The organism is Mesorhizobium sp. 131-3-5 (assembly GCF_016756575.1).
In the GTDB taxonomy this organism is placed as follows: Bacteria; Pseudomonadota; Alphaproteobacteria; order Rhizobiales; family Rhizobiaceae; genus Mesorhizobium; species Mesorhizobium jarvisii.
Map to the genome: position 1 here is coordinate 3,033,980 of NZ_AP023254.1, position 20,555 is coordinate 3,054,534.

The 20,555-nt window shown below is 65.7% G+C and carries 24 protein-coding genes, 1 tRNA gene and 2 pseudogenes; 7 read left to right on the forward strand and 20 right to left on the reverse strand.

The features are described from left to right. Positions 1-135 precede the first annotated feature (135 nt). Positions 136-864, forward strand: a complete 729-nt coding sequence (locus JG747_RS14805) for an SDR family oxidoreductase (protein WP_019859622.1) — start codon at positions 136-138, stop codon at positions 862-864. Here the strand turns inward: JG747_RS14805 and JG747_RS14810 are convergent. Beyond that, on the reverse strand, positions 837-1,766 hold the full coding sequence (locus tag JG747_RS14810) for a LysR substrate-binding domain-containing protein (RefSeq protein WP_202362073.1): 930 nt from the start codon (positions 1,764-1,766) through the stop codon (positions 837-839). The genes JG747_RS14805 and JG747_RS14810 overlap by 28 nt on opposite strands. Before the next feature lie 125 nt (positions 1,767-1,891). Here JG747_RS14810 and JG747_RS14815 point away from each other — a divergent pair, with 125 nt between their 5' ends. Continuing rightward, the gene (locus JG747_RS14815) at positions 1,892-2,086 is read left to right on the forward strand and encodes a hypothetical protein (protein WP_069092720.1); all 195 of its coding nucleotides are present in this window, start codon (positions 1,892-1,894) and stop codon (positions 2,084-2,086) included. A gap of 10 nt (positions 2,087-2,096) precedes the next feature. Continuing rightward, positions 2,097-2,846, forward strand: a complete 750-nt coding sequence (locus JG747_RS14820) for a sulfite exporter TauE/SafE family protein (RefSeq protein WP_202362290.1) — start codon at positions 2,097-2,099, stop codon at positions 2,844-2,846. Between the two features lie 8 nt (positions 2,847-2,854). Here the strand turns inward: JG747_RS14820 and JG747_RS14825 are convergent, their stop codons facing one another. The 3 genes from JG747_RS14825 to JG747_RS14835 all read right to left on the reverse strand — a co-directional run bounded on the left by JG747_RS14825 (position 2,855) and on the right by JG747_RS14835 (position 4,379). Beyond that, complete coding sequence (locus JG747_RS14825; RefSeq protein ID WP_202362074.1) at positions 2,855-3,412, reverse strand: sugar O-acetyltransferase; 558 nt, start codon at positions 3,410-3,412, stop codon at positions 2,855-2,857. 210 nt (positions 3,413-3,622) lie between these two features. Continuing rightward, on the reverse strand, positions 3,623-4,072 hold the full coding sequence (locus JG747_RS14830; RefSeq protein ID WP_032931162.1) for a universal stress protein: 450 nt from the start codon (positions 4,070-4,072) through the stop codon (positions 3,623-3,625). 91 nt (positions 4,073-4,163) lie between these two features. Further along, on the reverse strand, positions 4,164-4,379 hold the full coding sequence (locus JG747_RS14835; protein WP_202362075.1) for a hypothetical protein: 216 nt from the start codon (positions 4,377-4,379) through the stop codon (positions 4,164-4,166). Positions 4,380-4,429: 50 nt separating this feature from the next. Here JG747_RS14835 and JG747_RS14840 point away from each other — a divergent pair, with 50 nt between their 5' ends. Further along, entirely contained in the window at positions 4,430-5,374 is a 945-nt protein-coding gene (locus JG747_RS14840; RefSeq protein ID WP_223217899.1) for a VirK/YbjX family protein, read from the forward strand. 103 nt (positions 5,375-5,477) lie between these two features. On the opposite strand, the gene JG747_RS14845 is transcribed toward JG747_RS14840, so the two are convergent. Next, complete coding sequence (locus tag JG747_RS14845) at positions 5,478-7,010, reverse strand: alkaline phosphatase family protein (RefSeq protein ID WP_202362076.1); 1,533 nt, start codon at positions 7,008-7,010, stop codon at positions 5,478-5,480. Positions 7,011-7,261: 251 nt separating this feature from the next. On the opposite strand from JG747_RS14845, the gene JG747_RS14850 reads away from it, so the two are divergent. Next, complete coding sequence (locus JG747_RS14850; protein ID WP_202362077.1) at positions 7,262-7,843, forward strand: histidine phosphatase family protein; 582 nt, start codon at positions 7,262-7,264, stop codon at positions 7,841-7,843. A 6-nt stretch (positions 7,844-7,849) separates the two neighbouring features. On the opposite strand, the gene JG747_RS14855 is transcribed toward JG747_RS14850, so the two are convergent. The 4 genes from JG747_RS14855 to JG747_RS14870 form a co-directional block, all read right to left on the reverse strand. Then, positions 7,850-8,251 (reverse strand): VOC family protein, encoded by a 402-nt coding sequence (locus tag JG747_RS14855; protein WP_202362078.1) that lies wholly within the window; start codon positions 8,249-8,251, stop codon positions 7,850-7,852. Positions 8,252-8,348: 97 nt separating this feature from the next. Then, positions 8,349-9,404, reverse strand: coding sequence for a sigma-70 family RNA polymerase sigma factor (locus JG747_RS14860; protein WP_202362079.1), 1,056 nt, complete (start codon positions 9,402-9,404; stop codon positions 8,349-8,351). A 42-nt stretch (positions 9,405-9,446) separates the two neighbouring features. Further along, complete coding sequence (locus JG747_RS14865; protein ID WP_202362080.1) at positions 9,447-10,193, reverse strand: SDR family NAD(P)-dependent oxidoreductase; 747 nt, start codon at positions 10,191-10,193, stop codon at positions 9,447-9,449. A gap of 186 nt (positions 10,194-10,379) precedes the next feature. Then, a tRNA-Gly gene (locus tag JG747_RS14870) sits at positions 10,380-10,458 on the reverse strand. A 46-nt stretch (positions 10,459-10,504) separates the two neighbouring features. Between JG747_RS14870 and JG747_RS14875 the strand changes: the two are divergent. Then, positions 10,505-10,657, forward strand: a pseudogene (locus JG747_RS14875) (cyclase); the annotation flags it as partial. A 90-nt stretch (positions 10,658-10,747) separates the two neighbouring features. On the opposite strand, the gene JG747_RS14880 reads toward JG747_RS14875, so the two are convergent. From JG747_RS14880 to JG747_RS14915, 8 genes and pseudogenes are all read right to left on the reverse strand, one after another. After that, positions 10,748-11,494, reverse strand: a complete 747-nt coding sequence (locus JG747_RS14880; RefSeq protein ID WP_202362082.1) for a pseudouridine synthase — start codon at positions 11,492-11,494, stop codon at positions 10,748-10,750. Between the two features lie 133 nt (positions 11,495-11,627). Continuing rightward, complete coding sequence (locus JG747_RS14885) at positions 11,628-12,323, reverse strand: VIT1/CCC1 transporter family protein (RefSeq protein ID WP_202362083.1); 696 nt, start codon at positions 12,321-12,323, stop codon at positions 11,628-11,630. Further along, entirely contained in the window at positions 12,320-12,724 is a 405-nt protein-coding gene (locus JG747_RS14890; protein ID WP_019859606.1) for an OsmC family protein, read from the reverse strand. The genes JG747_RS14885 and JG747_RS14890 overlap by 4 nt, the downstream gene beginning before the upstream one ends. Before the next feature lie 169 nt (positions 12,725-12,893). Beyond that, positions 12,894-13,283, reverse strand: coding sequence for a VOC family protein (locus JG747_RS14895; protein ID WP_038648359.1), 390 nt, complete (start codon positions 13,281-13,283; stop codon positions 12,894-12,896). 41 nt (positions 13,284-13,324) lie between these two features. Then, on the reverse strand, positions 13,325-14,149 hold the full coding sequence (locus tag JG747_RS14900) for an alpha/beta fold hydrolase (protein WP_202362084.1): 825 nt from the start codon (positions 14,147-14,149) through the stop codon (positions 13,325-13,327). After that, complete coding sequence (locus tag JG747_RS14905; protein WP_202362085.1) at positions 14,139-14,633, reverse strand: SRPBCC family protein; 495 nt, start codon at positions 14,631-14,633, stop codon at positions 14,139-14,141. The genes JG747_RS14900 and JG747_RS14905 overlap by 11 nt, the downstream gene beginning before the upstream one ends. Next, complete coding sequence (locus tag JG747_RS14910; RefSeq protein WP_019859602.1) at positions 14,630-14,965, reverse strand: ArsR/SmtB family transcription factor; 336 nt, start codon at positions 14,963-14,965, stop codon at positions 14,630-14,632. The genes JG747_RS14905 and JG747_RS14910 overlap by 4 nt, the downstream gene beginning before the upstream one ends. A gap of 211 nt (positions 14,966-15,176) precedes the next feature. Continuing rightward, positions 15,177-15,369, reverse strand: a pseudogene (locus tag JG747_RS14915) (hypothetical protein); the annotation flags it as partial. Positions 15,370-15,563: 194 nt separating this feature from the next. On the opposite strand from JG747_RS14915, the gene JG747_RS14920 reads away from it, so the two are divergent. Continuing rightward, on the forward strand, positions 15,564-15,971 hold the full coding sequence (locus JG747_RS14920) for a hypothetical protein (protein WP_155249216.1): 408 nt from the start codon (positions 15,564-15,566) through the stop codon (positions 15,969-15,971). Positions 15,972-16,082: 111 nt separating this feature from the next. Here JG747_RS14920 and JG747_RS14925 read toward each other — a convergent pair whose 3' ends face one another. From JG747_RS14925 to JG747_RS14935, 3 genes are read right to left on the reverse strand one after another with little or no spacing between them, the layout of a single operon-like run. Further along, positions 16,083-19,280, reverse strand: coding sequence for an efflux RND transporter permease subunit (locus JG747_RS14925; protein ID WP_202362086.1), 3,198 nt, complete (start codon positions 19,278-19,280; stop codon positions 16,083-16,085). Further along, positions 19,277-20,239: an efflux RND transporter periplasmic adaptor subunit gene (locus JG747_RS14930; protein ID WP_038648350.1), complete on the reverse strand. Its 963-nt coding sequence runs from the start codon at positions 20,237-20,239 to the stop codon at positions 19,277-19,279. Before JG747_RS14930 ends, JG747_RS14925 begins: the two co-directional genes overlap by 4 nt. A gap of 11 nt (positions 20,240-20,250) precedes the next feature. Next, positions 20,251-20,451 (reverse strand): YgaP family membrane protein, encoded by a 201-nt coding sequence (locus JG747_RS14935; RefSeq protein WP_027047108.1) that lies wholly within the window; start codon positions 20,449-20,451, stop codon positions 20,251-20,253. Between the last annotated feature and the right edge of the window lie 104 nt (positions 20,452-20,555).

Sequence of the window (20,555 nt, forward strand, 5' to 3'; positions counted from 1 at the left end):
AGCCTGTAGATCGCATCGGCGCGGCCGGCAATCAAGCTCCCGGCAGGAATAGGCAAGAACTCACCAGTTTTCGGCACGCGGCGGCCAGCGGTCCGCCCCATCTCTGCCGCAGACCAACCACAGATCAAACTGGAGATGGACATGACCGACAAGACCGCACTGGTAACCGGTGCCAACAAGAGCATCGGCTACGAAACCGCGCGCCGGCTGGGCGAAGCGGGCTACAGGATCTGGCTGGGCAGCCGCGACAGGGAACGCGGCGAAGCTGCGGCGGCCGAGCTCAGGCAAAAGGGGCTTGATGTGCGCATGCTGGAAATCGACGTCGCCAGCGACGCCAGCGTCGAGGCCGCCGCGCTGCGCGTTTTTGAGGAGGACGGACGCCTCGATGCGCTCGTCAACAATGCCGGCATCCTGGGCTCCATGCTCGCTCCCAGTGAAGAGCCCATAGCCATCATCAAGGATGTCTACGAGGTCAACGTGTTCGGCCCGATCCGTACCACGCAGGCCTTCCTGCCGCTGCTCAAGGCTGCCCCGCGCGCCAATGTGGTGATGGTTTCCAGCGGGCTGGGGTCACTCGGCGGGTTGACCGATCCGGCCAGTGAATTCTATGCGATCAATATCCTTGGCTACAACAGCTCCAAAACGGCGCTCAACGCCGCCACCGTTGCCTTCTCGAAGGAGTTTGCCGCAGCGGGTATCAAGGTCAATTCGGCCGATCCCGGCTATACCGCGACGGACTTCAACGGACACAGCGGGTACCGCACCGTGGGGCAGGCGGCCGAGATCATTGTTCGCTTGGCGACCCTGGACGAAAACGGTCCGACCGGCGGCTATTTCTACGATGAGGGTCCGTTGCCCTGGTAACGGCCCGGCAGGCCACCCGTTTCGGCTCCGGCCAGGGCCGCGGCCAGCAGCTTTGCCTGCGGTGTCAGTTCGTCGAAGCTGCGGGCGCAGAGGTTGAGCTGCCGCGTGGCCCAGTCGTCGCTGAGCCGCAGGCTGCGCACCGTGCGGGCCGAGCGGCGGGCGGCACTCTCCGGCACGATAGCGATGCCGGCGCCTTGCGCGACCAGCCGGCAGACATTGTCGAGGCCGGGCACGCGGATGCGGATGTGCAGATGGCCGCCCAGGCGCGCGGCCTGACGGGTGATGTGCTCCTGCAGGGCATGGCCGAGGCTGAGGCCAACGAAGGATTCGCCCAGCATGTCTGCGAGGCTGGCGCTATGCAGGCCGGCAAGCCCCGGCCAGTTCCGCGCGGCGATCACCACCAGCCGGTCGACGAAGAACGGCTTCTGTTCGAGATGCGAGAGGCCGGCCCAGGTCGCGGCGATGCCGAGATCGGCCGCACCGCTGGCCACCGCCTCGGCGATCTCGTGGCTGGGGCGCTCGTCCAAATCAATGTCGATGCCGGGGTGGCCCACCAGGAAGGCCGGCAAGGTATCGCGCAAAAGCTCGGCCGTGGCGGCGGTGTTGGCCACCAGCCGGACACGGGCGCGCAGGCCGCCGGCATAGGCGCCGAGGTCGCCGGCCATCGCCTCTATCTGGTTCTGCACGGCGCGCGCATGATGCAGCAGCGCCTGGCCGGCCGCCGTCGGCACCACGCCGCGGCGGCGGCGTTCCAGCAGCGGCGCGCCGAGCCGCTCCTCCATGCCCTTGATGCGGGCGCTCGCCGAAGCCAGAGCCAGCCCGGCAAGCTCGGCGCCATGGGTGATGCTGCCGCGCTCGGCCACCAGCAGAAACAGCCGGAGATCGGTGAGATCGAAGCGCATTTCTTGCTCCCCGCTAGGTGCACGGCGTTGGCTTCAGCCTTCGTCCTGGACGAAGGCTGACAGCGCAACTTCCACATTGTGCGCGGGCCCGATGTCCGTCAAATCTTTTGCGATGGAGATTTGCGATGAGCGAAAAAGCGCGGGCCGGCTCGGTATTCTTGAAGGGCATGGCGATCGTGCTGGCGGTCGCCGTGGCCTCGCTTGCCATGGCGCAGGCACAGCCTGGCCCGCGCGGATGCACGACGGCGGTTCTCGTCAATCACGATGCCGTGCCGGCGAAACCGGATGCCGATGCCGCGGACATGCTGCTGCATGATTGATCCCGTGGGCATGCTCAGCGCCAGCTCCATCGCCTGGATCGGCGCGATCTTCTTCGCCGCCGGTTTCGTCAAGGGGGTCGTCGGCATGGGCCTGCCGACCGTGGCGATGGGCCTGCTGGCGGTGACGATGCCGCCGGCCGAGGCCGCCGCCTTGCTTCTGATCCCGTCGCTGGTCACCAATCTCTGGCAGTTGTTCACCGGCCCCGCCTTCGGCGCCCTGTGCAGGCGGCTGTGGACGATGATGGCCGGCATCATGCTGGGCACCGTCGCGGGGGCAGGGGTGCTCACAGGCGCGCATGCGGGCGCGGCCTCTGTGGGGCTTGGGGCAGCGCTTGTGCTTTACGCCATCCTTGGCCTGTTCAAGCTCAGCTTCACCACGCCGGCGCGCCACGAGGCCTTGATGTCACCGCTGGTCGGCGTGGCGACCGGGCTGGTCACCGGCGCGACCGGCGTCTTCGTCGTTCCGGCAGTGCCCTATCTGCAATCGCTGCGGCTGGAGAAGGAAGATCTCATCCAGGCGCTCGGCCTGTCCTTCACCGTCTCGACGGCGGCCCTTGCCATCGGCCTGTTCAGGACGGGCGCGCTGGCATCGCCGGCGGCGCAGCTGACAGGCTCGATCCTGGCGCTGCTGCCCGCGCTGGCCGGCATGTTCATCGGCCAGGCGCTGCGGCAGGCGATGGGCGTCGAGACTTTTCGAAAGGTGTTTCTTGTCGGGCTGCTGACGCTGGGAGTGTATCTGGTGCTGGAGGCGTTGCGGTGAGGTTGGTCTCACTCGGCAATCGACCGGATAACCCGCGCCGGGTTTCCGCCGACAAGCGTGTTCGCGGGAACGTCTTTCGTGACCACCGAGCCCGCCGCGACGACGGCGTTTTCGCCGATGGTCACGCCGCCGATCACCGTAGCGCCGGCGGCGATCCAGACGTTGCGTTCGATGACGATCGGCTTCGCGTTGGTGAAGGCGCGGCGCCGTGACGGTTCGAGCGGATGGCCTGATGTGATGAGGCTGACATTCGGCCCGATCAGCACGTCGTCGGCAATGTCGAGCCCGCCAAGATCATAAAAGGTGCAGTTCTGATTGATGAAGACATTGCGCCCCACCCGGGTGTCGGCCCCGCCGGTCGCGTAAAAGGGCGGGATCAGCAGGAAGCTGTCGTCCACTTGTCTGCCGATCAGTTCGCTGAACAGGGCGCGGACCTCGTCCGCGTCGTTGAACGTCAGACGGTTGAGACGGGCGGTGATCGCCATCGTCCGCTTGACGTCCACCAGCATGGCCGCCGATTCCGACGTTCTCCGGGGGATTATCCTGGTACGATCCTCACGCGCCATTCGTCGTTTCCTCAGAGGCCCGGTCGAACGAATGTTGGCGCGCGATGGCCGCGCCGGGATGCGCCCCTTGGCTGTCTACTTGAGCATGATTCCGAAAGCCGGTTCCAGCTCTCGGGGTCACACTAACTCTTTGTTTTAACGCAATTCCCAAGGGAAAGCGCTTTCGCGCTTTTCCCGGCAAAACCGTTTTACACTTTTCCTGGAATTGCTTTAGCGCACGACGAGCACCGGGATTGCGGTGTAGGACAGCACTTCCGCCGTCTGGCTGCCGAGAAGCAGCTTGCCCAACCCGCGGCGGCCATGCGAGGCCATCACGATCAGGTCGCAGCCTTGCGCCTGCGACAGTTCCAGGATCGCCTCGGCGGGCCGTTTGTCCTCGACATGCACAAGCTTGGCGGACACGCCGGCCGCATCGGCCGAGGCCTTGCACTTGGCCAGAACCTCCTTGCCATATTTGCGCGCCTCTTCCTGGTAGACCGCCAGTTCGTCGCCCGCCGCATAACCGGCCATTGCGCCGCCCCAGGCGAAGATGGGGAACGGTTCCGAGACCGTGACGAAGGTGACGGCGGCGCCGATGCCCTTTGCCAATGTGAGGCCATGGGCAACGCCCTTGTCGGCCAGTTCCGATCCGTCGGTGGCGATAAGCAGATGTTTGTACATGATGATCTGACCTATTGTGCAAGGGCTGGGGCCCTTGGGGGTGGCGGGAGCCTTGGTGGCTCCTCCTGATATAGTTGCGCCGCCGGTCTGCTCACAGGGCAAGCGTCATGTGGATCAGGGCCAGGCGAGGGGGCGCCGCGGCGATCTTCCGGTACCCCTGTTGGCTTTGGCTCGGTTGCGCCGCGACCGAGGTGGTTGCGAAGAAGAGCAGGCTCCGAAGACCACGCGCGGGAAGGTCGACCTTAGTGGCTACCTTACGAATTCGTATATCCGCGGCGAGGCGGCGGTAAGTTACGACATCCAACATTGAGATCATCCGCTGCCTTTGACTGACACGTCCCACCGAGAATACAGCAAATGATGATTGCCATGGGCGCTCCGCGGCCATTACGGCCAACAGGCCCAATAAAACGGTCGCCCTCCAAGTTTCGGCGCAAGCTGAACAATTGGGTGCATGAAAGCAAATGGGCGGCGCTTCGGTGGATGTTCCGGCGCGATATCGCCGCCATTCGATCGGCCCTCGGTGCTGAGCCGTTCACTGCAATCCTTGCTCAATATCCCGACATTGCGCTGAAGCCGGTTCGGCCGTATCTCGCCGCCAATTTGATGCGTATCCATCGTTGTGCAGCCGTCATTGGTCACTACACCGCGGCGGCGCGTCTTTTGACCGAGGCCGCCCTGGTCGAAAGCCACACGCGCGGTCGTCATCTCCTGGCAATGTCGACCGTTGCCGGTGAAGTCACGGTGGAACTGACGGGCCAGGCAGGTTTGTACCGAGAGGGGGAATGGCGCCTTCTCCTGCGCCTGGAAGGACGTCCCGTCATCGAAATGGCGCTCGCGATTGTGGACCGGTCGCTTCTACGTCTCGGTGGCGGCGGCAAGATCCTCTATATCGGCGCTCTGAAGTCGACGTCGACCGGTGTGCAAGGTCTCGAGGATTCCCGGATACTGACCAAAGCCATGGAAGGTCTGCGGCCGAAAACCCTGCTGCTCCTGGTCGCCCAGACTTTGGCATCCTCACTCAAACTGCGTGGCCTTGTGGCGGCATCAAACGCAGGCCACGTCTTTTCGAGGGACTATGCTCTGCGCCGCCGCATCACCGCGGACTATGACAGCTTCTGGGTGGAGTCCGGGGGTAGGCCAATACGTCGGACGATGTATGCCTTGCCCCTGGTGAAGGCTCAACGCGATCCAGCCGACTACAAGCCGAACAAACGGGCGCAAATACGCAAGCGTCAGCGCCGCGAGGTCGAAATCGCGCGTTCTGTCAGCGAATCCGTCAGGCTGTTGCTCCGAAGCTGAACGCCTTGCCGGGCCTGCATCCAGCCAGGTGGCCCACCGCAGGCGCTGGGCAGCTCGCCGAGCATGCCCGGCGGGCCAATCGCGAAACGGTATGATCCTTGGCTTAGAACGGTGCCGCCGGCAGCTCCTGGGTGCCTTCGAGCTTCACAGCCTGGAGTTCGTTCGCGTCATAGCCAAGAGCTCGCAGGATGGTGGGAGCTACCTGCGTCGTCTGCACCAGAGCGGGCACCGACCTCGGCTTGAGCGAAGGACCGCTGATGAGAAGCGCCACGTTGCGATCGTTCGCATTGGCGCCGCCGTGCTCGGCAATCTTCGAGCCGGATGTGTAGACCACACCCGGATTGACCGTGGCTATGAAGTCCGGCGTACGGCTGTCGGTGGCCGGATCCTGATAGGCGAGAGCAAGGGCATTCGGCGGCTGGATCTGGGCGATGCCTTCAGCCTTGCTCGATTTCTCGAGATAATCCTGCGCGGCCGCGAGGTTTTTGACCCTGTCTTGCGGCTTGAGCCAGATCAGCGCGGCGTCGTCGGCGATGTGGAAGGCATAGCCCGGTGTCTTCGTATAGGGATCATCGTCCAGTGGCTGGAACGACGCCGGGTCGATGGGCGACTGGCCATGCTTCGAGGCAAGTATGATCAGGGTCGAATTGGCGAGTTTGTTGTCCTTGAGTGCGGCCATCAGTTCGCCGACAGCGCCATCTACATAGGCGAGCTGGCCGGCGAGACCATTGCCAGGCGTGCCGCTGGCATCCAGATAGCCGCCCACCAGACCGGCCTCGTCGCCGGGACCGGCCTTGGGAAGCTTCTGGCCCACGCTCACCGCCTGGAAATTCATGCCGAAAAGCGTGGGAACCGCCGCGGGATGCGAGCCGGTGCTGTCGAGGCCTTTGATTTCGTTGAGCACCGCCTGGACCCGCGCTTCATCGAAGTCGCGCTCGGCCTTGAAGCTTCCCGTCGTCTTGACCTTGGTGCCCGGAATCAGGCTGTCCTGTTCCAACGCGTAGAGGTCGTCGATGCCTTTGCCCGAAGGTCCGTTCAGCCATTCATAGGCGGGGTGCTTGTCGGACCAGGCCGTGCGGCCGCCATGCGCTTTCACGATTTCGAAGACGTTGTTGACCCGCACGAAATCATGCGGATAGACCACCGAGCATTTGCCGTTGATCAGCGTCATCGGCAGCTTTGACGGGTCGATCTGGCTGCGGTAATCGCCTGGCTTGCCACCACCATCAAGGCGCGTCGAATCGACGTCGATGTTCTCGGCGAAGGCCACCTCGGCACCCGGCTCCCCCTTGCAGTCCGAAGCCGGCGCGAAATAGGTGCGGTCGTAGCTGTCGTCGTAGAACACGCCCGTCGATCTGGGTGTGCCGCCGGTTACCTGTGCCACAAGGCCAGGAAACGAGTCGGACGGGGCGCTGGCGAGCGCATTCGGATAGAAAATCCCGGTATCGGCGAGCGCGGCGAGCGAGCTTTTCGGATTTGCGGCGACATAGTTTGCCAGATCGAGCGCATGAAGCCCGTCGACGCTGATGAGCAGTACGTGCTTGTAGGGCGCGGCGATGGCGCTGGAATTAGACAGCGCGCCAGCCAATGCCGCCGTCAGCGTACCGGCAGCCAACGCCAGAGATAGTGTTTTCATTGAAGTGTCCCTCGTCTCGCAGCCCGCGATGGATCAAGGATAGGCGAGTGCACATGACAGGTTCATGAAAACTCGTTGGCAAAGGACCTTACGGATTGGTAAGCCAGCGGTGATGCAGCGGAACCGCCGCCGCCAAGCTGCGACGCGCAGGCGGCGAAACGGCGCTCAAGTGCCGCGATGGCCGCCGGGTCTTTCGCTCCCTTGCGCCGACCGCTACAGCTTTGGCCCGACATCAACGAGGGGCCGAGCGTATGAGCAGCGTGTATCCGCAAATCCATCTGGTGCGGCATGGCGAGACGGCGTGGAGCCTTTCGGGGCAGCATACCGGTCGCACCGACATGCCGCTGACGCCGGCGGGCGAGGCCGCCGCGCGGGGCGTGGCGGAGCGGCTCAAGGGTCAGTCGTTCTCGGCGGTGTGGTCGAGCCCCTCGCAGCGCGCCTACAACACCAGCGTGCTGGCCGGCTTTGGTGCGCAAAGCGTCAGAAACGACGATCTGCAGGAGTGGGACTACGGCGCCTATGAGGGGCGCACCACCAAGGAGATCCTGGCCGAGCGGCCAGGCTGGAACGTGTTTCGCGACGGCTGCCCGCAAGGCGAGATGGCCGCCGATGTCGGCGCCCGCGCCGACCGGATCATCAAACAGCTTCGCGAAGCCGGCGGCTCGATCCTGATCTTTTCCAGCGCGCATTTCCTGCGCGTGCTCGCCGCCCGCTGGCTCGGCCTGCCGCCGGAAGGCGGCGCGCTGTTCGTGCTCGATACGGCCAGCATCAGCGTGCTCGGCTACGAGCATGATCTCAGCGAGCCGGTCGTGCGCAAGTGGAACCTGAAGTAGCGGCGGCTACTTCTCGAACTTCCGGATCGCTTCGGCCGTCACCGGCGTGAAGAAATTCACCAGATTGCCGTCGGGGTCGCGAAACAGCAGCGAGCGGTTGCCCCAGGGCATGGTGGTCGGCTTCTGCACGGTCGTGTCCCTGATGAAGTCCGACAGCCTGATGAATTCGGCATCGACATCGTCGACGCGGAATTCGAGGATGGCGGTGTGGTTGTCGGCCGGGCGGGCGATGTCGCCGCCGAACAGCATCAAGGTGCGCGTGCTGCCGATCGCCAGCGTGCAGGAAGGGGTCGCGAGTTCCGCGAAGTCCTCGGTGTAGACCGTCACCGGCATGCCGGTGATCTCGCCGTAGAAGCGCGCGAGGCGCTGAACATCCGAGGTGATGATGCGGACAGAGACGAAATTCATTATTGGCTCCTTGATCGTCGAAGCCGCGGCCGGGCTTCCCGGCCGCTCTATAGGCCAGGCCTCCTGACAGCTTTCCGTCAGCAGAGGATTGCGACGGCTACGCTTCCGGTCCGGACCAGACCGGCGGCAGGCCGAAGGCGGCGAACAGGCCGGGGCCGAGCGGGGCGACATAGACCGTGAGCGATACGATGCCGCCATCGGCCGGCTCGATGACATGCAGGGATTGCGCGCGCCATTCCGGCTCCTGATGGCGCCGGGCATAGATCGCGACCGCCGGCTGGCCGTTGGCCCGTGTCGCCACGGCGCGGTAGCCGGCGAAATTGCTCCACACCGTCTTGAAGAAACCATGGATCGCCTGACGTCCCCGGTACCAGTCGCGCCATGGCGGCATGTGGTAGGTGGCGTCCTCACGCAGCAGCGCGACCAAGCCGTCGAGATTGGCGGCCTGCCAGGCGCTGAGATAGCGTTCGAGCAGCACGCCTTCCTGCGGGTTGGGCTGCGATCGTTGCTGGGGGCGTCCCTGCGGATAGCGCTCACCCAGCGTCGCGCGCGCCCGCTGCAGCGCGCTGTTGACCGAGGCGGTCGAGCCGCCCAGCAATTGCGCGGTCTCCAGCGCCGACCAGCCCAGCACGTCGCACAGCAGAAGGGATGCGCGTTGCCTCGGCGGCAATAGCTGGATGGCGGCGACGAAGGCAAGCCGCACGGCCTCGTTTGTCTCGTAGCGCGCATCCGGGCCGGGCTCGCCATCGACAAGGTCCGGCAGCTCGGCGTCGGGGTAGGGCTCCAGCCAGGAGAGCTCGGCGGCGGCCGGCCCGGCGGCGGCGCGCCCTTTGCTCGGCGGCCGTGCGGGCTCTTCTAGGATGCGGTACGCCGACGACCGCGCCTTGATGGCGTTGAGGCAGGCGTTGGTGGCGATCGAATAGAGCCAGCCGCGCGGCGAGCCGCGCCCGTCGAATTGCGCGCGGCCGCGCCAGGCCTTGAGGAACGTCTCCTGGACGAGATCGTCGGCCTCGTGCAGCGAGCCCATCATCCGGTAGCAATGCAGCTTCAGCGCCCGGCGGTGGGCCATCGTCAGGCGCTCGAAGGCAGGCCGATCGAGGATCGGCCCGCCTGTCGGGTCCAGCGGCTCAAGCGGGCCGGGAGCGTCTGTCATATCGAGCCTGCCGTGCGGAGTTCGTCTCGCATCCTGCGCGCCTCATGCCGCAGCGGCAAGGCCGCTGCCGCTGACCGTGAAGGCGATGCCTAGCACCTTGCCGCCGGCCAGCGCCACCACGGCGCGCCCGACATCGGCGGGCGTCTGCACATCGCCCATGCTGGCCAGGAAATCCGCCGGGCTGATGCCGAGATAGGCGGAGATGCTCGAAATGCCGCGCTGGCCGACGCCGGTGCCGGCCATGATGCGCATCGGCGCCAGCGCCATGAAGCGCAGGCCAAGGCCAAGCCGGTCGGCCTCCTTCTGGCTGTGGGCGGCGAGGAACATCTGCATTTGCTTGGCGCCGGAATAGCCGCCGGAGTTCGGCGGTCCGCCGCTGAATGCCGCGCCGCTGGAGATCAGCACGACGCGGCTGCCCGGCTTCAACCGGCCCTGAAGTGCTGCCCTGCAGAACAGGAACGATGCCTTGACGTCCGTCTCCCAATTCGCCGAGAAATCGTCCCAGCTCTGGTCCTGGATGCAGGCCGACGGGGCAAAGGCGCCGGCGCAGATCACCAGCACGTCGGGCTGCAGCGCGGCGAACACCGTGTCGGGCGCCGTGTCCTGCGTGGCGTCGGCGGCCAGCGTCCTGACTCCAGACGCCTCCCAGGCGAGCTCCTTCAGGGCTTCCGCGCCGCGGGCGACGGCAAGCACATCTGCGCCTTCGCCGAGCGCAGCTTCGACGATCGAGCGGCCGACACCCCGGCTGCCTCCGACCACGACGACATTTTGACCTTGCAACGATCCCATGGATCACCTCGCTTTTCCGGCCCGGACAATTCCGGCGCCTGTAGGTGAAGACAGGGGAGGCGGGCGGAAATCATCGGTGGGGCGGCGAAAATCTTTCGCGGGCGCGGATCAGGCGGCTCTCATTCGTTGGTAGTGGGGTCAATTTGAAACTCTTACATGAAAAAGGCCGCTGGTGGAGAGCGGCCCTGCCGACGACGGGAGTCGAACCCGCAGTCTAATTAAAGACATGGTTTGCCATGGCCTTACCATTCGGCCGAACGCCGGCTGGCTCAATCTATCAGGCCGCGCTCTTTTTGTAAGGCCGCGCTTTGGCGGCGGACAACCCCAACGACGTCACCGTGACGCATGATTTCGCCAGTGCCGCCGAAGCGCAGGCCTTCATCAAGAACCCAAAATTGAAGGAGGCGATGGCGAGCGCTGGCGTGGTCGGCGCGCCAAGCATGTGGATCACCAACAAGGCTTGATGGGCCGCCGCCCATCTCCTCGTTCCAACGCAAACTCCCGACGGAAAACTGAGCCTGGGCCGCTTGCGGTCTGGCCGGCGGGACGCTTGCTCAGCCGCCCAGCAGCGCCAGCTCCTCCGGCGTCAAATGCCGCGCGGTGCCCTTGGCGAGGCCGCCCAACGGCAGCCGGCCGATGGCGATGCGGATGAGGCGCTTGACCTCGATGCCGTGCGCGGCGAGCAGCCGGCGGATGTGGCGGTTGCGCCCCTCGTCCAGCACGATCTCCAGCCAGGCGGTGCGGCCGCCGCTGCGCAAAAGCGCGATCGAATTGGCGGCCAGGGTCTCGCCGTCGACGCTGACACCCGCACGCAGCGTTTGCAGCATCGCTTCGTCAGGCACCGTGCCGACCTGGACGTGATAGGTCTTGGGCAGATGCGAGGCCGGGTCCATCAGCCGGTTGGCGAAATGGGTGTCGTTGGTCATCAGCAGCAGGCCTTCGCTGGCCTTGTCGAGGCGGCCGACCGGCGAGACAAAGGGCAAATCGAGTCCTTCCAGGCAGGTATAGACGGTGTCGCGCTGTTGCGGGTCGTCGCGGGTGGTGACCAGCCCGCGCGGCTTGTTGAGCATGACATAGACCTTGCGTTCGGCAACGACAGGCGCGCCGTCGACGACGATGCGGTCGCGGTTCAGGTCGACGCGCAGCGCGGCATCGCGCACCACCTTGCCGCCGACGCGCACGCGGCCTTCCGCGATCAGCACCTCGGCCTGCGTGCGCGAGCACAGGCCGAGTTTCGACAGCGCGCGGTTGAGGCTGACGCCGGGCGGCTTGGTCGTGGGCGATGTCGGTCGTGCTGCCATTCTGCTGCGGGTCGGTCCTTTGTATCGGACAGATGGCATGGGAGGCGCGGGAATCGCAAGCGATGGCCTTGTCCTGGATCAAGGTCGCGGTCGGCAGGCAATCGTGTAATCGGTCCGACAGTCGGGCGGCCGCTTACACGGCGTTCCCGACCAGCGCGCCGATGCCGGCGGTGAGCGCCATGGCGAAGGCGCCCCAGAAGGTCACGCGCAACGTTGCGCGAAGGATGTTGGCGCCGCCCGCCTTGGCGCCGATGGCGCCCAGCAGGGCAAGGAAAAGCAGAGACGCAAGCGAGACCGCCAGCACCAGCATGGAGGCGGGCGACACCAGCACCATGAGCAGCGGCATTGCCGCGCCCACGCTGAAGGTCGCCGCCGAGGTCAGCGCCGCCTGGATCGGCCGTGCCGTGGTCATTTCCGAAATGCCGAGTTCGTCGTGGGCATGCGCGGCCAGCGCATCCTTGGCCATGAGCTGGTCGGCGACCTGGCGGGCCAGGTCCGTCTCCAGCCCACGCTTGACGTAGATTTGCGCCAACTCCTCGCGCTCGAATTCGGGCTGGGTCGCGAGTTCCTGGCGTTCGCGGGCGAGGTCGGCATTCTCGGTGTCCGACTGGGAGCTGACCGAGACATATTCGCCGGCCGCCATCGACATGGCGCCTGCCACCAGGCCGGCTATGCCGGCGACCAGAACCTGCGAAGCCGGCGCTGCGGCCGACGCCACGCCGACGATCAGGCTCGCGGTCGAGACGATGCCGTCATTGGCCCCCAGGACGGCGGCGCGCAGCCAGCCGATGCGCGACACCTGGTGGTTTTCGACATGCAGCCGGCTCATGCTTTTCTCCTGATCTTGCCTTCGAGTTTCGTGGCGGCGGCGACTGTATTGGAAATCGTGCCGTACTTGCGGACATTCTTGTGCAGCAACTCCAGCCGCTGGTCGGTTTCATCGGTGTCGACGACAAGCTCGTAGTCGATCGAGGCAATCCCCGGCGGGCTGTCGCGCCGAACGGCATGCAATGCGACCATGACGCCGCGCAGTTTGAAACCGAGCATCGGGGTGACTCGTTCGATGCCCTTGATCATGCAGCCGGCGATCGCCGCCAGAAGCAGTTCGGCTGGATTGAAGGCATCGGCCCGGCCCTCGAGACTGGTGTCGAGAACGAGTGCGGCGTCCTTGGTCGTGGCTGCGCTGCCTCGTGCATCGGTCCGTCTGGCTTCGACGCTGTATTCGAACATGGGGCCACCTGCTTCGCCGCCCGCGCGGCGGGCGCCATTCAGGCGTTTCTAGCCTCTTTTCAGGAATCCGGTTTTGATCCACGTCAGAATCCGGCCCTGCTGGCCCCGTTCACGTGCACGGCACCCCGCTGGTTGCGGGCGAGGCCGCCATTGTGAAGGCGATAGTGCCTCAACCGGCCTGTTGAGCCATGACGATGAAGTTGCCGCAGGTGTCGTCGAAGAAGGCGGCGCTGACCGGCCCCATGCGCCGGGGCGGCCCGAGAAATTTCACGCCGCGCCCGGCGAGGCGGTCGAAGTCGGCCTGGATGTCGCGGCTGGTGATCAGGGCCGCCGGGAATTGGGCATCATGGAGCGCTTGCTGCGCAGCACGCGCCGGCGCATCGCGATTGGGCTCGAGAACCAGTTCAGCGCCGTCGGCCTCGTCCGGAGACACCACCGTCAGCCAGCGGGCCTTGCCGCCGTCGTAATCATGCTTTTTCACGAAACCGAGGACCGACGTGTAGAAGGCCAGCGCCTTGTCCTGGTCATCGACCTTGATGAGGATATGACGAAGCCGCATGGTCAAATTTCCTTTTGTTCGCGTCGGGTCAGCGTCCGCGCTCAATCTCGCCCGTTGAAGAACGCCGTCAGCACCGGCGCATGCGCGGCGGGTTTCAGCATGTGGTTCTGGCCGGCCAGCGTCTGGTAGCGCGCATTGGGCAGGGCCTGTGCCAACGCCTTGTTGCCATGGCGCATCCACGACGGGCTTTTTCCGCCATCGGTCACCAATGTCGGCACGCCGAGCGTGGTCCAGCGTGCGGGATCCAGCGGCTTGCCGAGCTGGTCGCCGGCGACGATGGCGCCGTCATAAGGCAGCGTATGCGCCACTGCCTTGAGCTTGCGCCAGATCGGCGTCAGCTTCATGACGGCGATCAGCAGGCCGGGCATGCCGACCGATTTGAGGAAGGCCCTCACGGCGTCGCCGCGCCTGTCGTCCGCGATGGCTTGGCGGATCGTTGCCCAGTCGCCTTGCGTGGTCGTGCGGCTGTCGTCGACGATCAGCGGCGCTTCGTAGAGCGCAAGCCGCCTGATGCCGGGCAGGCGGGCTGCCGCCATCAGCGCCAGCATGGCGCCGGAAGACATGCCCCAGACATAGGCTTCGCCGCCGGCCGCCCGCAGCACGGCCTCGATGTCATCGATCTCGCGCTCGACCGTGTAAGGCGTGGTGTCGCCGCTGTCGCCACGGCCACGGCGGTCGTAGCGAAACACGGTGAAACCGCCTTCCAGCGCCTTGGCCAGCGGGCCGCTTGGACCCATGGTGCGCGAGCAGAGCGCGCCGTCGACGAGGATGAGCGGATGGCCCTGGCCGCGCCGCTCGCAGGCGATCGGCGTTCCATCCCGCGACAGCACGGCTTGCGTGGTCGGTTTGGCGTTCTCAGCCAGCATCGTCGGCTCCCTTGCCTATCAGCAGTTCCAGCCGGTCGAAGCTCTGCATCCAGCCGCCGCGCATGCCGAGCGCCAGCAGGCGTTCGCGGTCGGCGGCAGTCGCCAGCGTCACCTCGAAATGGACATGGGTGCGCGCGCCGTCGGGCGTGAAGCTCACCGTGTGGCGGCTCCGGCCCGGCGGCTTGCCGGCCCATTCGCGGATTTCAGGATCCGGTTCGTCGTGGTAGCTCAGCCTGGCGTTCTCGACGACTTCGAGATAGCTGCCCTGGTTGCGGTAGAGCGCGCCACTGGCGGTCAGCATGTCGATGCGCCAGCAGCCGCCGACGCGCACGTCGAGCACGCAAAGGGGAATGGTGCAGTCCCTGATGCCCCACCATTGCGCCACCAGGAGCGGATCGGTCCACAGCCGGAAGACGCGTTCGACCGGCGCGTTGAAAATGCGCTCGATGGCAAAGCTGCGGTCGGTGGTTGCGGGCGCGGTCATTCCGGCCTGTCCGCGCCGCGCCGCAGCAGGTCTTCCATGCGGTCGAAGCGGCCTTCCCACAGCTTGCGGTAGTCGTCGAGCCAGCGGTCGATGTCGCGCAGCGGCTTGAGCTCGATGCGGCTGAGATGTTTTTGCGCCGCCCGGCTGCGGGTGACGAGGCCGGCCTGCTCCAGCACGCCGACATGTTTGGAGACCGCGCGCACGGTGAGCGCGAAGGGCTGCGCCAGTTCGGCAACCGACGCTTCGCCGTCGAGCAGCCGGGCCAGTATCGCCCGGCGCGTGGGATCGGCGAGGGCGGCGAATGTGTCGTCGAGGGAGGTTTGATGAGCCATTGCGGAACCAATCAGTTCTGGAACTAGTTGGTTCTAATAAATGGTTTTAGCTGAGCCGTCAACGCGCTTTACGGGACTGGGAGAGCTCGGGGAAATACGGCGTGAAGCCCCAGGCTCCCGTCTTTTTGTCCGCGATGCCGTTCAGCACTTCGAGCGCGTCGGCCGGCAACTCCAGTTCGGCCGCCGCCAGATTTTCCCTGAGGCGGCCCTTTTACGTGCGCAGCACCCGGTAGATCGCGGGGATGCCAGCACCGTCAGCGGCGTCGAGGAGAGGCCAGGCCGAACAGCAGCGAGATCGCCAGCTCCTGGAAGATCGGATCGGTCAGGATCACCGCCGCGCCGATCATGGCGGCAAGCGCGGTCAGCAGGATCGGCTTGAACCTGATCGCGCCGGCTTCGATCAGCGGCGCGCTGGTAGCATGGGGTGCCTCGTTTCGTCTCCGATGGCCAAGCGCTGTCTGGACCTCATGTTGCCACAATCGGGAAATGCGATGGAACAGGCATCAGCAATGGGTCCAACACGTTGAAGAGCACTGTATTTCGTGCCCTCGTGGCGCTCCTCGGTACGGCGTTGCCGGCGCGGGCAGATGAGGCATGCATGGCCAATATGGGACGGTTTGAGCTCGGGCAATATGCCTGCCTGAGGGTCGGCGAGACGAGCCACCTGGCTCGCTGCGAGGTCAACCTCGATATCTTGTCCTGGAACGAGGTGCTTGACCATTGCCCGGGCGGCACCGCGCCGAAACCCGCGGCGGCTACGTCTGTTTGCCGGGCCAACGGCAAGTTCATCCCGGGCGGCGGGTTTGCTTGTCTCGTCGTGGCCGGCAGCACGCACCTGGCGCGCTGCGACACCGTGCTCAATGCTCCGTCTTGGACCAAGGTGCAGGAGGGATGCCCCGGCGCACCGCTGCCGGAAGCCACTCCGGATGCCCAGGTGCATCCTGGGCTCAAAAATCTGTTGTCAGGTCCTCGCCGCCTGTTTGAACGGCTGCGAGACGCACTCTGAAGTCAGTGACGATTGGCGGTGGCGCTGTGCTGATCCTGGTTTGGCTGGACCGCCTGTTTGGCGTGGAGAGATTTCGCGTGATCCATGTGATAATCCGGCCCGCCGTCACCTTCACGTGCGCAGCACCCGGTAGATCGCGGGGATGACCAGCACCGTCAGCAGCGTCGAGGAGGCCAGGCCGAACAGCAGCGAGATCGCCAGCCCCTGGAAGATGGGGTCGGTCAGGATCACCGCCGCGCCGATCATGGCGGCAAGCGCGGTGAGCAGGATCGGCTTGAACCTGATCGCGCCGGCCTCGATCAGCACCTCGCTCAACGGCCTGTCGGGCGACGCCGCATGGCGGATGAAGTCGACCAGCAGGATCGAATTGCGCACGATGATGCCGGCCAGCGCGATGAAGCCGATCATCGATGTGGCCGTGAACGGCGCCCCGAACAGCCAGTGCCCACCGAGGATGCCGATGAAGGTCAGCGGGATCGGCGTCAGGATCACCAGCGGAACCTTGAACGAGCCGAACTGGGCGACGACGAGGATGTAGATGCCGAGCAGCGCGACGCCGAAGGCCGCCCCCATATCGCGGAAGGTCGCCCAGGTGACTTCCCATTCGCCGTCCCACAAAAGCGTCGGCCGGCTTTCATCCTCCGGCTGGCCGTGCAGCGAGATCGCGGGCTTCGGCAGTCCGGTCCAGTCCTGCACGTCGATGGCCTTGCTGACGGCGAGCATGCCGTATAGCGGCGCCTCGAAGCTGCCGGCAAGCTCGGCCGTCACCATTTCGGCAGCGCGGCCATTGTGCCTAAACACCGGGAACGAAGCGCGCTCCGGCGTCACCCGCACGACATCGCCGAGTTCGACGACGCCGCGGTCGCCAGGCAGCACATTGGCCGGAATGGGGGTGGTCAGGAAGCGCTCGTCGAGCGTCCTTTCGCCCTTCGGCCGCTCGATGCGGATCGGGATCGGCTGGCGGCCACCGCCGCGATGCGAATAGCCGACGGTCTTGCCCCCATTGAGGATGGCAAGCGTGTCGAAGACGTCGCTTTCCTCGACATGAAAGAACTCCGCATCGTCGGTGGAAATCGTGGCGCGAAGCCGGCGTGCCGGCTGTCCCCAGGAATTGTCGACGTCGACGATGAAGGGCACGGAGCGGAACGCCGTTTCGATCCTGGCGGCGACCTTGCGGCGGGTCTCGCCGTCGGGTCCGTAGATCTCGGCCAGCAGCGTTGCCATCACCGGCGGGCCGGGCGGCGGCTCGACCACCTTCAGGCTGGTGCCTTGCGGTACGGGGATCGTGGCGATGCGCTGGCGGACGTCGAGCGCGATCTCATGGCTGGAGCGGGTACGGTTCGCCTTCGGCAGCAGGTTGAGCGCCACGTCGCCCTGCTGCGGCTCGGTGCGCAGGACGGCATGGCGGACGAGGCCGTTGAAGTTGAAAGGTGCCGCCGTCGCGGCATGTGTCTGGACCGATCGGACCTCCTTCAATTCGAGAACCCTGGCGGCGACGGCCTGCGCCACCGCATCGGTGGCCTCGACGGAAGACCCTTCCGGCAGGTCGATGGTCACCGACAGTTCGGACTTGTTGTCGAAGGGCAGGAGCTTGACCGTGACATGCTCGGTGTAGAACAGCGCGAGCGAGCCCAGGGTCAGCACGCCGACGACGAGCAGGAAGGCCCAACTCGCCTTCTTCGAGGCCAGGATCGGCCGCGCGACGGCGGTGTAGGCGCGGCCGAGCGGGCCGCCATTGCCATGATCCTGATGGGCATGCACCGGCGCCCGCCCGGCAAGTTTAAGCATCAACCACGGCGTCACCATCACCGCAACGAAGAAGGAGAAGATCATCGCCGCCGAGGCATTGGCCGGAATCGGGCTCATATAGGGGCCCATCATTCCCGAGACGAACAGCATCGGCAGCAGTGCGGCGACCACGGTCAAGGTGGCGACGATGGTCGGGTTGCCGACCTCCGCCACCGCCTCGATTGCCGCCTGCCGGCGATCGCGGCCGCCGCCCATGGCCCAGTGGCGCGAGATGTTCTCGATCACCACGATGGCATCGTCGACGAGAATGCCTATCGAAAAGATCAGCGCGAACAGCGAGACGCGGTTCAGCGTGTAGCCCATGACGCGCGAGGCAAACAGCGTGAGCAGGATGGTCACCGGAATGACGACGGCCACGACCATCGCTTCGCGGCGGCCGATGGCGACCCAGACCAGTACGATGATCGAGATCGTCGCCAGGCCGAGATGGTAGAGGAGCTCATTGGCCTTGTCGTTGGCGGTCTCGCCGTAATTGCGCGTCACGTCGATCGAGATATCGCCTGATATCAGCCCGCCCTGGAGCAATGCGACCCGGTGCAGAATGGCGTCGGCGACGGCGACCGCGTTCGATCCCGCGCGCTTGGCGATGGCGAGCGTGACCGACGGCACGCGCTCGACACCAACGCCGGCCCTGGTGACCGTCGACACCAGCGTATCGCCGGCGTCGGTGGCGAAGGCGACGTCGGCCACGTCGCGGACATAGACAGGGCGGTTGTCACGCGAGGTCAGAAGCAGGTTGCCGATCTGGTCTGGCGAGGCCAATGTCTCGCCGGCGACGATGTCGATCTGCTCGCCCTTGTCGCGAACACGTCCGGCGGGAAAGGCCTTGTTGGCGCCCGACACCTTGGCGGCGAGCTGCTGCAGGGTGACGCCGTAGAGGGCGAGCTTTTCGGGGTTCGGATTGACGCGGATGATCTCACCGGTGTCGCCGACCAGGTAGGTCAGGCCGACATTGTCGATCTTGGCGATCTCGGTGCGGAGTTCGCGCGCGACGCGGGTGAGGTCGTTGGCCGTCATGCGCGCGGCTGCCTGCGGCTTCGGCGACAGCGTCAGCGTGACGATGGCGACGTCGTCGATGCCGCGGCCGACGATCAGCGGCTCGGGCACGCCGACGGGAATGCGGTCCATGTTGGCGCGCACCTTGTCGTGGACGCGCAGCACGGCAGCGTCCGACGAGGTGCCGACGATGAAGCGGGCGGTGACCATCACCTGGTCGTCCCGCGTCTGCGAATAGACGTGCTCGACGCCGTCGATGCCCTTGACGATCGTCTCCAGCGGCTCGGTGATCAGCTTGACGGCGTCGTCGGCCTTCAGTCCGTCGGCGCGCACGAAGATGTCGACCATCGGCACCGAGATCTGCGGTTCCTCCTCGCGCGGCAGCGTGAGCAGCGCCACCAGCCCGAAGGCGAAGGCGGCGACCAGGAACAGCGGCGTCAGGGGCGACGCGATGAAGGCCCGCGTCAGCGCGCCGGCAATGCCGAACGAGGCGGGACCTTTCATGGCGTGACCACGACGTCGCCAGCCGCAAGACCGGTCAGGATCTCGACATAGTCGCCGTCGGCGCGTTTGGTCCGCTCGCCCGCGACCACCGCGCGCTCGACACTGCCGCCGCCTGCGGCGACGCGCACGAAGTCGATCCCCGAACGGGTCTGGATTGCCGAAGCCGGCACCAGCAGCGCGGAGCGCTCGGCGACCGGCAGCTCGACCAGGACACGGGCATCGATGAAATTGGTATCGAGATCATCGACCTCGACGTCGGCGATGACGCGGCCATTGTCGATCTGCGGATAGATCTTTGCGAGGCGGCCGGGGGCCTCCTTGCCGCCGGTATTGATGCGGATGGCGGCGCCCGCTCTCAGCGACGCCGCGTAACGCTCCGGAACGGCAAGCCGCAGGAACACCCCGCCGCCGCCAATGGTGGCCACAACCTCACCGGCCATGATGACCGCGCCACGCGTCACCGGCACGGTCAGCACGCGGCCGTCGCCGGGCGCAAAGACATCGCCCTCGGCGCCCTGCTGCACGATCACCGAACGCTGCGCCTCGGTCGCGGCAAGCTGGTTGCGCGCGACGTCGACTTCGGTGCGCAGCTGATCGAGACGCTGCGCGGTCATCACGCCCTTGTCGACCAGCGTCTGGCCACGGGTAAGTTCGGACTGCGCCGTCTCAAGCTGCGCCTGCAAGGCACGAAGCTGGGCGTCCAGAGCGGCGACCTGAAACGCGATCTTGTCGTCCTGGACGGTCGCGATCTTCTGCCCCGCCTTGACCAGTTCGCCCTCCGTGACGGCCAGATCGACGACAAGGCCGCCGATACGGGCGCGCGCAGGAACGGTGTCGCGTGCCTCGACACGGCCATAGACCGCCTTCCATTCGGTCACCGTCGTCGGCGCCAGTGTCAGCGTGCCGGCAAACGCCGGAGAGGCCGCCAGCAACGCGGCGAACAAAAGGGGCATGCGCATGCGGATTTTCCTCAGAACGCGCATCCCGGCTTGATGCCGAGCTTGCGGAAGACCATCGCCGCGGGGCAGAAGCCGGTGAACGCCGACTGCAGCATGTTCAAGCCGACGAAGACCGTCAGCCATACGAACAGCGGCGAGACAAAGGCGGTGAGCACGACGGACAGCAGCACCATGACGCCGGCGAAGGCGAGAACGGAACGGTCGAGGGACATTGTCATCTCCATTTGTATATGATGATATCTAAATATATGAATATTACCACTGACCGCAAGAGGCGATGCCAGATTTGTCGCTGGCGGTGCACCGCGCCCGCCAA